The organism is Enterococcus sp. DIV0660C (genome assembly GCF_017316125.1).
Taxonomy (GTDB): Bacteria; Bacillota; Bacilli; order Lactobacillales; family Enterococcaceae; genus Enterococcus_B.
The window spans coordinates 45737-60759 of the sequence record NZ_JAFLWA010000017.1 but is presented as its reverse complement, the minus strand read 5'-3'; the positions used below and the strand labels follow the sequence as shown (position 1 = coordinate 60759).

The 15023-nt window shown below is 37.3% G+C and carries 13 protein-coding genes; 3 read left to right on the top strand and 10 right to left on the bottom strand.

Annotated features, from left to right (window positions below; all coding sequences use genetic code 11):
• Positions 1-48: 48 nt before the first annotated feature.
• Positions 49-543, top strand: a complete 495-nt coding sequence (locus tag DOK81_RS04500; protein WP_206908815.1) for an isochorismatase family protein — start codon at positions 49-51, stop codon at positions 541-543.
• A gap of 74 nt (positions 544-617) precedes the next feature.
• On the opposite strand, the gene DOK81_RS04495 is transcribed toward DOK81_RS04500, so the two are convergent.
• The 7 genes from DOK81_RS04495 to DOK81_RS04465 form a co-directional block, all read right to left on the bottom strand.
• Positions 618-899: a DUF5960 family protein gene (locus tag DOK81_RS04495; RefSeq protein WP_206908813.1), complete on the bottom strand. Its 282-nt coding sequence runs from the start codon at positions 897-899 to the stop codon at positions 618-620.
• 151 nt (positions 900-1050) lie between these two features.
• A complete protein-coding gene (locus DOK81_RS04490) occupies positions 1051-2403 on the bottom strand; it encodes an NADH oxidase (RefSeq protein ID WP_206908811.1) in 1353 nt (450 codons plus the stop codon).
• A 321-nt stretch (positions 2404-2724) separates the two neighbouring features.
• The gene (locus tag DOK81_RS04485; RefSeq protein ID WP_206908809.1) at positions 2725-3171 is read right to left on the bottom strand and encodes a Fur family transcriptional regulator; all 447 of its coding nucleotides are present in this window, start codon (positions 3169-3171) and stop codon (positions 2725-2727) included.
• Between the two features lie 190 nt (positions 3172-3361).
• Positions 3362-4288: a cysteine synthase A gene (cysK, locus tag DOK81_RS04480; RefSeq protein ID WP_206908807.1), complete on the bottom strand. Its 927-nt coding sequence runs from the start codon at positions 4286-4288 to the stop codon at positions 3362-3364.
• Between the two features lie 164 nt (positions 4289-4452).
• Positions 4453-5343 (bottom strand): glucosaminidase domain-containing protein, encoded by an 891-nt coding sequence (locus DOK81_RS04475; protein WP_206908804.1) that lies wholly within the window; start codon positions 5341-5343, stop codon positions 4453-4455.
• Between the two features lie 231 nt (positions 5344-5574).
• Positions 5575-7569, bottom strand: coding sequence for a transketolase (gene tkt / locus DOK81_RS04470; RefSeq protein ID WP_206908802.1), 1995 nt, complete (start codon positions 7567-7569; stop codon positions 5575-5577).
• Between the two features lie 110 nt (positions 7570-7679).
• Positions 7680-7919, bottom strand: a complete 240-nt coding sequence (locus tag DOK81_RS04465; RefSeq protein WP_067482326.1) for a DUF896 family protein — start codon at positions 7917-7919, stop codon at positions 7680-7682.
• A 146-nt stretch (positions 7920-8065) separates the two neighbouring features.
• On the opposite strand from DOK81_RS04465, the gene lexA reads away from it, so the two are divergent.
• Positions 8066-8689, top strand: coding sequence for a transcriptional repressor LexA (lexA, locus tag DOK81_RS04460; RefSeq protein WP_206908801.1), 624 nt, complete (start codon positions 8066-8068; stop codon positions 8687-8689).
• A 136-nt stretch (positions 8690-8825) separates the two neighbouring features.
• A complete protein-coding gene (locus tag DOK81_RS04455; protein ID WP_067482330.1) occupies positions 8826-9044 on the top strand; it encodes a hypothetical protein in 219 nt (72 codons plus the stop codon).
• Positions 9045-9211: 167 nt separating this feature from the next.
• On the opposite strand, the gene DOK81_RS04450 is transcribed toward DOK81_RS04455, so the two are convergent.
• The 3 genes from DOK81_RS04450 to recJ form a co-directional block, all read right to left on the bottom strand.
• Positions 9212-11446, bottom strand: coding sequence for an immunoglobulin-like domain-containing protein (locus DOK81_RS04450; RefSeq protein WP_206908799.1), 2235 nt, complete (start codon positions 11444-11446; stop codon positions 9212-9214).
• A 627-nt stretch (positions 11447-12073) separates the two neighbouring features.
• Entirely contained in the window at positions 12074-12586 is a 513-nt protein-coding gene (locus DOK81_RS04445) for an adenine phosphoribosyltransferase (RefSeq protein ID WP_206899078.1), read from the bottom strand.
• A gap of 13 nt (positions 12587-12599) precedes the next feature.
• Complete coding sequence (gene recJ, locus DOK81_RS04440; RefSeq protein ID WP_206908798.1) at positions 12600-14897, bottom strand: single-stranded-DNA-specific exonuclease RecJ; 2298 nt, start codon at positions 14895-14897, stop codon at positions 12600-12602.
• Positions 14898-15023: the final 126 nt, after the last annotated feature.

The following is a 15023-nucleotide window of genomic DNA, read 5'->3' as shown; positions in this document are numbered from 1 at the left end:
AGAATTTAGATTTATTCCATTCATCTTTCGTTAAAAGGAGAATAAAAAATGTTAGTTATCATCGATATGCAAAACCACATTCTTGATCCAACAAGTAAATTTTACGTTCCCACTGCGACTCACTTAGTTCAACCTATTGCTCAAAGGTTAGAAAAAGCACGAAAAACGAACGAATACGTTTTGTTTACACGAGACATACCTGTTGAAAAGAAGGGAAAAGCAGAGGAAACGAATGATCTTCAACTGATATCCGCTTTAGCACCTTTAGAAAAGGAACAAGTAATCAAAAAATATTATTTTACGATTCCCCCTGAAAAATTAGTTGAAATAAAGGATAATTTTTTTACAGACAAACAGGAAGAAAAAAGAATCGAGGTCGTGGGAGTAGAAACGCATCTATGTATTCTGGCAAATGTACTTGCTTTACAAAGCGCATTTCCAGAAGCTGAATTTACAATCAACCAACACTTAGTTGCTAGTAAAGAACAACAAACAGCAACCTTTGATCTGCTAAGGCATTTTAATATTTCAATTGTTGAATAAAAGAGTTCGATCTTAGTAAAAATAAAAAGACCTCATGAAATAATTCACGAGGTCTTTTGTATTTATTGTTCAGATTATTCTTCCGTTTCTAAAACATAGGGCTCGCCTTCATACGTATAACTTGTATTCAAGGTACCATCATTTTCATCCGAATATACGCGACGGCTAAAAGGGAAACAATGGCTCTTTCCATCCACAGCTTCTTCTTTTGGCAAGGTGAAACGATCTGCTTGCGTTCGATTCAATTCTTCAATCACTTGATCTGCTAATTGATCAATCGTCACATTATTTTGTTTGGCAAATTTTTGATAATCTTTTAAAAATGCTTCTTGCTGGTTAAAGTATTCTTTTTCCATCTGACATCCCTCCAATTTAAACTCCTAGTTTATTTTCACAAAAAATCGGCTAGATTACAACTAATTATACTTTTAAAGCATACAAACTTTCACAGAATAAAAAGACACACCAACAGTCAGGTAACTCATTGTTGGCGTGTCTCTTCACTTTTTATTTATTTTCTGCAATCTCAGCTAAAGCTGCTTGTGCAAGTAAATTCAAGTAATTCCAAGGACGATCAAAGTGTGGTTGGAAGAAGAAATCAGATAGTGCTAGATCTTCCACTGTCATTTTATTTTGTACTGCAAGTGACAATGTGTTTGCAGATTGAGTGACATCATATTTTGACATAAATTGTGCGCCCACAATACGATTTGTCCCTTTTTCATAAACTAATTCCATTAAAACTTTTTCAGTTGTTGGCATAAATTCTGGACGATAGTTATCTTCAAATAAGGTTGCTTGAACGTCCAAATTATTTAATGGTGCACTTTCAGTGGTTACACCAGTTGAGCCAATGGTCCAACCGAATAAATACAAGCCTGATGTTCCTTGTGTTCCACGATAATGCATTTTATTTTCTGTTAAGTTGTACCCAATCAATAATCCTTGGCGAACAGCATTTGTTGCCAACGGAATATAGTTTTGAGTATTTGACGGGTTATAGTGAACAACTGCTGAGTCACCAGCTGCAAAAATATCAGGGTTGCTTGTTTGCATATATTCATTGACCTTGATTGCACCATTTGGTAGTGTGTCGACTTTTCCAGCAACTAACTCTGTATTTGGTTTAAAACCAACGCACAAGATCACCATGTCTGCATCAAATGTTTCGCTAGGTGTTTTAACTTGTTTTACTTTACCTGCTTCATCTGGGATAAACTCTGATACATTTTCACCTAAAGCTAAAGTTACTCCACGATCCACCAATTCTTTTTCCAAAACATCGGTGAATGGTTTATCCAAATATTTATTTAAAATACGATCTAAGCCATCAATCAAAGTGACTTGTTTTCCAGATTCAACAAAAGCTTCAACCAATTCGATTCCAATATAACCTCCACCAACGATTACGACGCGTTTTGCATCTTTGGCTTGTGCAATAATTTCATTTGCTTGGTTGTAGTTTTTACATAGTAAAATATTTTCAGATTCGATCCCTTTAATTGGCGGAATAATTGGCCATGACCCTGTTGTCACAACTAATTTATCATAAGAAACTGTTTCAACTTCACCCGTTTTTAAATCTTCCGCAGTTACAGTTTTATTTTCTGTATCAACATCTGTGACGTTGTGTTCCATTTTAACTGTCGCACCTAACCCAGCAAGTTCGTCTGGATTTGAATAAAACAACCCTGCAGGATCTTTAACTACGCCTCCGACATACAATGCAATCCCACATGATAAGAATGAGATATTGTCATTACGTTCATAAATTGTTACTTCTGCCTCTGGATGATTGTTTAAAATACTTTTTACAGCTGCTGTTCCAGCATGGGTGCAGCCAATTACAACTACTTTCATGGTAATCCCTCTTCCTACTAAACTTTTTGTCTTTTGACAATGCTAACTATAGCAAAAATAAAACGGATTCAGAAATTTTATGCTTGTGAATTCACAAGTGAAAATCCGCTTACTTTTTAGAAGGAAACAGCAAAAAAACCTGTTAAAAAAAGCTTCATACAGTGGTCGTTTAGGCTTGCGAAAAAAACGGATTGTGAAAGTGTAAAAAAATAAACAACTATTTCATCCAGAATTTAGATAAAATAGTTGTTTATTGCTTTCTTTTTCACCAAGTACTACAAAATAGATTAGTTACGTTCTCTTTTTGGGATAACCCTTTCATTAAACAGACTCATTTGCTTGTGCTTGTTGACACTCTGGACATAAGCCATACAGTTCAAGGCGATGTTCATTGATCTCAAAATCAGTCAAACGGCTGGCAGCCATCTCAACATCTTCAAGACCAGGGTAATGAAAGTCCACGATTTTCCCACAGTTTTGACAAATCACATGATAATGACGTGTCGAAGTAAAGTCAAAACGACTTGATGCATCTCCGTAATTCATTTCCTGTACAAAACCAATAGATGTAAATAACCGAAGATTGTTATAAACTGTTGCGACACTCATATTTGGAAAACGGTGTTCTAACGCTTTATAGATTTCATCAGCTGTCGGATGAGAATGATGTTCGATTAAATACTCTAAAATTGCATATCTTTGAGGTGTGATCCGAATATTTTCATGCTTTAGTTTTTCGATTGCCTCGTCTACCAATTTGTTGCCCACATTGACACCTCCTACGTGATCGTTCACGTATTATCATACTATTTTTATTTTTCAAAATCTACATTTCATGAAGATAAAATTAAAATTCATGTTTTTCTATGCAAAATGTTAAAGTTAACCTAAAGATCAGTAAAGTATATAAAAGAGGCCAAGACACCTGCTCGTCTTGACCTCCTTACTGTCGTTGATTTTAATCTTCTTGATACAATGCAGTTGATAGGTAACGTTCACCATTATCTGGTACAATAACTAAAACTTTTTTCCCTTTACCCAATTCTTTCGCAATTTTTAAACCAGCTGCAATTGCAGCACCTGAAGAAATTCCCACCAAAAAGCCTTCTTGACGACCGACTTCTCTTGAAGTTTCCATTGCTTCCTCACCGGTGATTGGCAAAACTTCATCGTAAACTTTCGTATCCAGTGTATCCGGTATAAATCCCGTTCCGATTCCTTGAATTTTGTGAGGACCAGCTGGTTTTCCTTCTAAAACTGCTGACTCAGCAGGTTCAACGCCGATAACTTTTATTTCAGGATAGACACGTTTTAATTCATGACCAGCACCAGTGATTGTTCCCCCTGTTCCAATTCCTGAAACAAAAGCATCTAACCCAGCCACTCCAAAAGCAGCCTGAATTTCAGGACCAGTTGTCTTTTCATGGATTTCAGGATTGGCTGGATTTTCAAACTGAAGTGGTAAGAAATAATTATGTTCTTTAGCTAAACGTTCTGCTTCTCTGATGGAACCAGAAATACCGTCAGCACCAGGTGTTAAAATTAATTCAGCCCCGTAAGCTTTCATTAGCAAGCGACGTTCCATACTCATTGTTTCAGGCATTACGATAATCACTCGATAACCCTTAGCTGCCCCAACCATCGCTAAACCAATTCCTGTATTACCAGAAGTTGGTTCAATAATCGTGTCACCAGGTTTCAACCTTCCGTCTTGTTCTGCTTTTTCAATCATACTTAAGGCGATCCGATCTTTCACGCTGCCCCCTGGATTGAAGAATTCTAATTTAACATAAACTTCTGCAGAATCCTCTGGAACTATTTTGTTTAATTTAACGATTGGTGTTTCTCCAATCAAATCAGTAATTGCTTGATAGATTTGTGGCATGAAACTCTCTCCCTTCGACCTGTCTTTACTTCTTCATCATAATACAATCAGATACTATCTGGCGAATAATTCGTCTTAAAACAGGCGACAAAAAAGTAGTTTAGACAAAATATCTAAACTACTTTTTAAGAAATTTCGTGTCAAAAAATTAGTAACTTAAACGATTAAACAGATAGCTCTTGTCCAACCATTAATGAATAATCACTTAATCCGTTCTTTGCCATCAACTCATCGATAGACATCCCAAATTTTTGTGCAATCCCCCATAGTGAATCACCAGAGACAACTGTATATGTTTGACCAGTGCCAGTTGACTGAGTATTTCCACCATAAGTTGTTGATTGCGTTGTAGATGAAGTCGTCGTTGTGGTTGTGGTTGTTGTCGTGCTTGAAACAGAAACAGTTGATGGTGTATCAAAACGTGTTAAGTTGTATGTGCTGATCAATGAATTTAATTTCTCTCCATAAGTTGGATCAGTAGCATATCGGCCTGTCAAATAAGCCGTAGCATCATAAACACTGGTTGTGTTACTTTTCCAAGCTCCTGAGTAGTGATAGTCGCCAGTTGAAAAACTAGTTGACCGTAACACATTCGCATGGTCTTGGAATGATTCCCAATAAGAAGAATATTTACGGAATGGTTCATTCATTGTCACCCATTGACCATTTAAATATTCTTTTGTTGGCATATAAACAACAGCACCATTATAACTTCCCTTAACACCAAATAGATTATAGTTTGGTGCACTTGCTAGTCCAGATGTTCCATAAGCACTTTCAAGCAATGCTTGCGCAATCATCACAGAAGCATATAAATCATTGTTGGCGGCAACTTCTGATGCAGACCAACCAATTTGGTTAATAAAAGACTGAGGATCAGTTGTCGTTTGGTTTGTACCTTGTTCATCTGCATGTGCACTTTGTGGTGCTGCTGTAACCAGCATCGGCCCAACCAAAAGACTTGTTCCCATTAATGGAGCAATGGCTTTTTTATTAATCACCATAGGTTTCTTCGTCTTATGATGACGGGCGCTACGGGTTTTCAGCTCTTGCATTCGTATTCCTCCTCAAAATAAAAAAACTTTAAATAAAAGTTTTCTCCTTAAAACAAACTTAATTAAGTAAATTATACGTTTATTTTGACAAAATCTCAATTTATTCTGGACGTTTTCTGCTTATGTAACACAATTGTAATGTAAAAGAAATCAAACAGTAACTTTACTTTCAATAAAACAAGCCGGGAATTTCTCCCAGCTTGTTCTTATTTTAATTAAATTATTTTATTCTTATAATTCTTCGTAAGTTTTCACAACGTTTTCGACTGTAAAACCAAATTCTTCAAGAATAATATTTCCTGGAGCTGATGCACCAAAGTGATTAATGGTGATTGTTGTTCCTTCTGCCCCAACATAACGTTCCCACCCAAATGGCGCAGCTGCTTCGATTGCGACACGTTTAGTTACAGATTTTGGCAGAACACTCTCTTTGTATTCGGAAGATTGTGCTTCAAACAAGTCAAAGCTTGGCATTGAAACGACAGAAACGTCTTTGCCATTTTCAGCTAAAACTTTTTGTGCTTTAACTGCTAAATCAACTTCAGAACCAGTTGCAATCAAGATACCTTCTGGTGTTTCACCTTGTGCTGGAGAAAGTACGTAAGCACCTTTTTTCACCATGTCATCGGCCTTTTCTTTTGTTGACGGAAGAACTGGTAAGTTTTGACGACTTAACACTAAAATAGTTGGTGTTTCTGTTGATTCCATCGCAATTTTCCAAGCAGCACGCGTTTCATTACCATCAGCTGGACGTACAACATGTACACCTGGCATACAACGAACAGAAGCAAGTTGTTCGATTGGTTCATGCGTTGGACCGTCTTCACCCACTGCGACTGAATCATGTGTTAATACATAAATAACTGGTGCTTTTTGAATGGAAGCAAGACGAATAGCTGGACGTAAATAATCTGTGAATACAAAGAATGTTCCACCATAAATACGTGTACCACCGTGTAATTGGATTCCGTTCATCGCTGTTGCCATGGCAAATTCACGAACACCGAACCAGATGTTTCGTCCTTCATAATTACCTGGTTCAAAATCAGTTTCAGTAGCAACCATTGTGTTGTTTGAGCCAGATAAATCAGCAGAACCACCCCATAAGCTAGGAACTGCTTTTGAAATTGCTTGGATCATATCTTTACTTGATACACGACTTGCTTGGCTGTGACCTTCATCATAACTTGGCATCTCAGCATCCCAGTTTTCTGGTAATTTTCCAGCAAACGCATCTTCAAATTGTTGTGCTAATTCTGGATAAGCGTTTTTGTAATTAGCAAATTTTTCATTCCATTGTGCTTCTGCTTTTTCGCCCTCTTCGACCATTTTTTCATGGAAACGAGTAGCTACTTCTTCAGGCACTGTGAAATCTGGGTAATCCCAACCATACACTTCTTTTGCCATCTTGATTCCTTCATCACCAATCGGTGCGCCATGGACAGAAGATGTTCCTTCGTTAGGTGAGCCATAACCGATAACTGTTTTCACTTCAATTAGTGTTGGTTTTTCAGTTTCCCTTTTAGCTGCTTCAATTGCGTTAGAGATAGCTTCTAAATCATTTCCATCTTTCACTAGGATATGTTGCCAGCCATACGCTTCGTAGCGAGCGCCAACGTTTTCTGTGAAGGCTTTTGAAGTTGGGCCATCAAGTGAAATATCATTTGAATCATATAAAACAATTAATTTTCCTAATTTCATGTGTCCAGCCATAGAACTTGCTTCTTGAGACACACCTTCCATTAAATCTCCGTCACCACATAAAGCATAAGTATAATGATCAACAATATTAAAGTTTTCTTTATTATAAGTTGCTGCAAGGTGTGCCTCTGCCATTGCCATACCAACAGCCATGCCGATTCCTTGACCTAGTGGACCAGTTGTTGCTTCAACGCCATCTGTATGATGGACTTCTGGATGTCCTGGTGTTTTTGATCCCCATTGACGGAATTGTTTCAAGTCATCAATTGTTACTTGATAGCCAGATAAGTGGAGTAAACTGTACAACATGGCTGAACCATGCCCAGCAGAAAGTACAAAACGGTCACGATCTACCCAATTTCTCGAAGTAACAGGATTTACTTTTAAATGTTTTGTCCAAAGTGCATATGCCATCGGTGCAGCACCCATCGGTAAGCCTGGATGACCTGAGTTTGCTTTTTGTACAGCTTCAATACTTAATGTACGGATTGTGTTAACGCCTAGTTGATCAATTTTGTCGAACAAAAGAACCCCTCCAATTTAGGTTTTTTTTACTGTAATTCATTTCATGCTCATTTTAGCGGATACAGTTCAAAAAATCAATGCTTTTTTGGTATTTTTTACCAAAAACCACACTAACGGTCATGTAACCCTTTTTCTTTTTGAATTTCTTTTAATTTATCTGGTGTCACATCATTACCTTCTGGATCAACGATTTTCATTCCTTCAATATGATGTCTCATGCCAGAGCGAAAAGCTGTCAAATATTCTTCTCTCAATAAAATCTGTTCTTTTTCTTCTTCTTTTGAAAGTCCTTCAGCTTTTTTCTTTTTGGCTAATTCATTAATACGTGCAATTTTTTCAGGTGATAACATTATCAGCCCTCCTTTTTTCTCTTCTTATATTATATAAAAAAACCAAAAAAAACAACTAGCGATCTCTATTTACATACGAACATTTGTTTGAAACAGCGCTTTTTATGTGGTATTATTTAATTATTAAGTGAAAGAAGGTGTACTTTGTGGCCCGACAAACTGAAACACGACAAATCGAAGTCTTACGTTATATCCACGAACAAGTGACCCGTAAAGGATACCCACCAACTGTTCGTGAGATTGGTGAAGCTGTTAACCTTTCTTCAACATCAACTGTCCATGGACATTTAGCACGATTAGAAAAAAAAGGATTCATTTTACGTGACCCGACAAAGCCACGAGCAATCGAACTAACTGATTTAGGGTTAGATCAAATTGGGATCAAACCATCTACTATTCCAATACTCGGAGTAGTCACAGCTGGTGAGCCGATTCTTGCAGTTGAAGATGCCTCCGACTTTTTTCCTGTTCCACCAAATTTAACTTCAGAAGAAGGCAGCTTATTCATGCTGACCATTCGTGGTGAAAGTATGATCAATGCAGGAATTTTAGACGGGGATAACGTCATCGTTCGAAAGCAAGAAAGTGCTAAAAACGGCGATATCGTCATTGCTATGACAACAGAAAATGAAGCGACTTGCAAAAGGTTCTATAAAGAAAAAAACCATTTCCGTTTACAACCTGAAAATGACTTATTAGAACCAATCATTTTAGATGAGGTCTCTATCTTAGGTTTAGTAGTTGGTCTCTATCGTAGCCACATTTATTAATATAATTAAACCAAAGAATTGCAGTAAAACTTCTGCAATTCTTTTTTTATTGATCTTACCTCTTTACAAACCGAACAAACATTCGTATAATGATTTTACGAACGAATGTTCGCATAAATAAATGAGGTGAGAATTCATGAAATCAATTAGACGTATTGGCTTGGTATTACTGGTTTTATTCTTAGGTATTTTGATTGGCAATTTTGGGATCCAACCGGCATTGATTATTTTTCTTCCGTTATTCACATTATGGTTCATGTTGTGGGACGAAAAAAAATATCGTCAAGCCGAACAGCGTAGGCTTCATGAAGAACATTTCTATCATGAACATTACTTACGCTCTCGGCAATCTTGAAAGAAAAATAAAGGTAATTAATCGTTCGTTACAATCATCTATTGGCTATTATACTGAAGGCAATTGCTTGTTCTTTACTTTGACTAATCCAAAGTATTCATTCAATAAGAACTATTATTCCCCTATCAAAAAAGACGATCAAAATTTTGATCGTCTTTTTGCATTTCTTAATTAGTTGACTCTTTTTTTAATTCCCATGAAGCATCACTACCTGGTACAGATTGTGTCCACCATTTAGCAAGATATTGTTTGCCATTGTAATTTACAAGATCTCCTGCAACATATGTCCCGCCTTGATAATAATCTACACTCCCGTCCTCATTTTTTATTATTTCTTTTTCCCAAACTTGTGCAGATCCTGGAGTATCCCCTTTTGTCCACCATTTAGCCGTATAAGTTGCTCCTTGATAGGTAACTTTGTCTCCTTTCACGTAAATCGTTGTTGAGGAATAGTTAGGTACATTTTCTTTTTCTTTGACTGTTACAGTAATTGTTTGCGTTGTCTTTTCACCTTTGCTGTCAGCAACTGTATATGTAAGATCATTTGTTCCAACTTTTGAAGTGTCGACATTTCCTGTCACAACTATTTTTGATGTTAGGTCACCATCTTCTTGATCGTTCGCTGTTACGCCAGCTAGTTTATCAAAGGTTGCACCAACTTCAATGATTTGATCTTTCAAACCAGAAAAAATTGGTTTCGTATTCGCATTAGGGTCCACTACTGTAATCGTCCGAATCTTTTCTGAATGGTTTTTCTGACTGTCTACCACAGAATAAGTTATTTGGTATTCACCAGCCTTTGAAGAATCCACCGTTCCAGTCGTCGTGATTTTAGCCGTTAGATCTCCATCTTCCTGATCAATCGCAGTCACGCCCGCTAAAGCATCAAAGGAATCATTCAACTCAATTGTTTCATTTGTTGCTCCTTTGATTACTGGCGCTTGGTCTCTTATGCCTGCCTCTCCGTCAAATTCACCCATAATTTTTGAAAATTCATAGGTTTCTTGTTCGAGTCCAGTATTTTTTAAATCTTCATTCAAATCATTGTCCCGATTCAACGACCAGAAAGAAAGCATGCCAATTTGTTTTTCATTTGCATATGCTAACAAGGCTTTAGCATCAGATTGAGTAAACGTTTCGTTTGCTTGACTTGATTTTCCTACCCACGGCGTCAAACCAATTTTCTGATATACTTGCGCGTCTGTCAGGTCTTGATTGGCATCACTATAAATTCGTTTTAGTTGTCCAGCTAAGCTTTCTGATGCTTGTTCAACATATGTATAGTATGTATTTGTTGGCCCTGTAACAAATGCAGGTCCAAAACACATTGTCATGATATTCACACCATGAACCTCCACCTTTTTCTGAACAGCATCTTGTAGCACATTGTATGCGTCATTGTCTGTCCCTTCACCTACTAAACCAGTCGGTAAAACAGGGAACGTATACCAAACGTCAGGTGCTTCATCACCCAGCTTATCTTGCATGATTTTGATTGCATCATTATTTCTTTGCCAAGCTTCTTTATCACGTACATGGGCACCTTCGATATCGAAATCGATTGTTGTTAATCCGTAATGTTCGACAATTTCAATGTATTTATTCGCAAGTTCTTCAGCATTATCATAGACATCTTGAAGCGGCGTGCCGTTTTCTCCACCAAATGAAACTAACACATCCCCTCCTTGTGCGCGGAATTCTTTGATTTGTTTAGCAAATGCAGTGACAACTGAACCGTTTGTTCCGGTACCATCTACATTATAGTACCCGCCAAAAGAAGCCGTCTTAGGATTACTTGGATCTGATACAATAAATCCGATATTTGCATAACTGATCTGTGATTTCTTCACTTCTTGACCAAGAGGATACAATCCTTGATACCCGTTTTCTCCGTTGTACCATAAACCGCCATCAATATATGGTGCAAAAACCTTTTCGCCCCATTTCACACCTTGTCCCGCATCGACACCTGCATAAGGAGTATTAGGATCAACATCAGGATCAATCGTCGGTTCAAATGGATTAGCAGTGACCCCTGCATTAAGAGTAACTGAACCATCTGAAGCTATTGTCCCTACCTCTTCCCAACCAGTTGAAGTTGCTTCGCCTGATCCCGGCGCTACATCTGTCTCCCCATTCTTCCACCAAGTTGCTGCATAAATTTTACCATTGTGTTTGACTTGTTTTCCCGTTGTGTCAGAACTTCCAAATTCTGTTAACTTTGTGACCTTTGACCATTCCAACCAGTCCTCTTCTGTTAAACTTGTTGTTAATTTTGAACTTGTTTTTTCTTCAGCACGAACTTGGATGATTGGTTGGATTGTTGATATAGCAAGACCACCTAACATCAGTCCACAAACGAGTGGTGATGCTACCTTTTTTAGCAACTGTTCTTTTTTCAACGATAATCATTTCCCTTCAATAAACTATTTTACAAATTATGTTCGATGAATGTTTACGCATGTTTTGAACCCGGGTTTCAAAATATGCGTGAAACAACATCTGTTGTGAATACTAATAGACTCATACATACCAAGCAACCCCCAAATAATGTCAGTAATTCGACATGTTCAGAGTGTTTTCGTTGCTCAAAATTGTTTTATTGGAAAGATTTCATTATTGTAAATGCTCTCTTTAAAGACAATTTTCAATAAATTAGTTCAATTATCATTCGTTAGAGGGATCTTCTAGTAATACACTTTTTATCCCTGCAAAATAATGGGCATTTATCTGTTTTTTTCACTATTCGTAAAAGCACATATTCTTCTTATTTAGAATTTAGCGTGAACTTATTAAGAAAAATTCTCAACAACTTTCATCTATGATTACTTTTAATAAGCGTTTTTGACAAAAATCGAATAAAAAAAAAGAGAGATTCCTAGAACAGTGTTGTTATCATATACACGTTATTTATATACGTAGAAAAATAGCTTAACAGCGTTTTTTTTTAACATTTACTCAATAAAAAAATCTTCAGAAAAGACCAGACACTATGTCTTAGCCATTTCTGAAGATCCACTTAATTTTTATTAGTATTCCATCAAAGTGATGATGTCATAACCTTCAATTTTATCGCGACCATGTAAGTCCATCAATTCAATCAGGAATGCACAACCAACAACTACGCCACCTAATTTTTCAATTAGTTCAATCGTTGCTTTGATCGTACCACCAGTTGCTAACAAATCATCACAAATCAGTACACGTTGACCTGGTTGAATCGCATCTTTGTGCAAAGTCAATGTATCTGTACCATATTCTAGGTCATAAGTTACTTCGATCGTTTCACGAGGTAATTTCCCTTTTTTACGAACTGGTGCAAAACCCACGCCCAACTCATACGCTACTGGACAGCCTACAATGAATCCGCGTGCTTCAGGTCCAACCACCATGTCAATTCGTTTTTCCTTTGCATAATCGACAATTTGTTTTGTTGCTTCACGATACGCATCTCCATCTGCCATTAACGGTGAGATATCACGAAAAACGATTCCTTTTGACGGATAGTCCGGAATACTGGCAATATAATCTCTTAAATCCACTGTTTGTTTCCTCCTAGGTTGTTAGCCATTTCTTAATGGTAGGAATATCACTTAATAGTAAGAATTCCTCAACTTTAATTTTCTTTAGTCGCTGTTGATACAGAGTGCTTTCAGTCAACGGGTGACTTTCTGGATGGGCGACTTTTTGTAAAACACCATCGTCTATTGTAACAAATTTCAATTCAAAAAACACCTGAATCATAAAAATTAATAATTTTTCTGGAATTTTCAAATACTGAGCGACTGCTTTTGTCTTATAACGAATATCAACTTTATCTTGTGTTTTAATAAACTGGAACAAACGAGCATATTGTTCTCTAGAGCCTACTCCATTCAGATAAGCTTCTTGTGAAGAGATCCCTAATAAATAAACTCGGCTAAACGTTCCTGCATTAAAAACAGCTTTCAACTCATCAAGTTCAGTTGGACAATCCACTAACACAAGTGATTCTGGTTGATTCGTCTCCACCCAACGCTTCATCTGATCCATTTTTTCAAAGATAACTACTTGCTCGCGAATACTTGGCGAAACTTGTTTTTTAACTGCTTCATCAAAAGCTAGATAACATGCTTTTTCTGGTAACGCCTCTTGATCTCGAAATCGTTTTGCACGCCAATCAAATACTTGCAGCCCTTTGACCTCAAAATCAGAAACCAACAGTTGCACCTTTTTTTGACCATTCCATTCATTCACGGAGAGTTTGCCAACAATATCAAGTGAATCATTCAACAGTTCACTTTCCTGAGAGCCAAACCCAAAGGCAACTGCATCCAGCTGTTCACCCTCATCTGTTAAAACAAATTTCAAATGTTGTTGATTTGCACCAATCTTTTTCACTTGTTTGGCTGTCACCTGTTGGAATAAAAACTGTGGCACAGGATTATCTGTCCCAAAAGGTGCTAATAATTTCAGCTCATCTAACAATGTCAAAGAAGCATCTTTAGGTGAAAGCACCTCATCAATTTGCATTGTTGGTCCCTTTGTTAGATCAATCTTGTTTTCTTTTACATACTCATTCATTTTTTCTTGTAACACTTCAAGATTTTCTTGAGGCATAGTTAAACCAACAGCTGCATGATGTCCACCAAAATAGGTAAATAAATCTCTTGTTTGGCTCAACATTTCATAAAGATTCAAAGCTTCTACGCTGCGGCCTGAACCTTTGGCAGTTCCATCTTCTTTTAAAGTCAGTACGATAGTTGGCTTACCTGTCTCATTCATGATTTTACCTGCCACGATTCCCAAGACTCCTTCATGCCAACCGCTATTCGCTAATAAATGGATACTGTTAGCAGAATTTACCATAGCTAATGCTTCCTGTGTGATTTCTTCAACAATACTTTTTCGTTCTTCATTGATTTCATTTAATTTTTTTGCTTGTGTGTGTGCAACTTCTTCATCAAAGGTCGCCATCAGTTCAACAGCTGGATTAGGATCGCCCATTCGACCAATTGCATTCAAGCGCGGTGCAATCGAAAAACCAATCGTCATTTCATCAGCATCTTTCATTTTCGCGCCACTTTCAGCAAACAATGCTTGTAACCCAATTCTTTCTGAATGACGAATTGCATCAATGCCTAGTGAGACCAAACTACGATTTTCCCCAGTTAGCGACACTAGATCAGCGACTGTCCCAATTGCAACCAGATCTAAAAATTCTGCTGGTGCTTCTTCCAACAAAGCTGTTGCTACTTTGAAAGCCACACCTACGCCTGCTAAATCTGTAAATGGATAGTTTCCATCTGGATGTCGTGGATGGACGATGGCAAAAGCATCTGGTAACACAGCTGGCATTTCATGATGATCAGTTACAATAACGTCAACTCCAACACTTTGAGCATAAGCAATTGCTTCATTTCCAGCAACGCCGTTATCAACTGTGACAATCAATTGTGTCCCTTGACTGATTTTCTCTTTGTAGACCGCTTGATTTGGGCCGTAGCCATGTTCAAAACGATTAGGTAAGAAAGCTTCTACTTCGGCTCCTAGTAATTCAAGTGTTTCTTTCATGATTGTCGTACTTGTGATTCCATCGGCATCGTAATCGCCATAAACTAGAATTTTTTCGCCACTGATAACTGCTTCTTGGATTCTATTGATTGCTTTATCCATGTCATGCATCAAATAGGGATCATGTAATTCTTGTTCTTTTGGATGTAAAAACTGTTTGATTTCTTGTTCTTCCTGATATCCGCGCTGCCAAAGCATTCTGCCAATAAAAGGAGATAAGTTATGGTTATTGATTAGCTGAAAAAAAGCCTCAGAAGGTTCTCCGGTACTTAATTTCCAATCATAATTTGCTTGCTTCACTGTCTCACTCCTAACTTAGTTATTATAGCAAACGAAAACGACAAAAAGAAGAGGGGGAAAAGAACGTTGTAGCTCCAAGCGGTCAGTTTAAAAAAATAATGAGCAACTGGCAAAAATAGCTTTTCA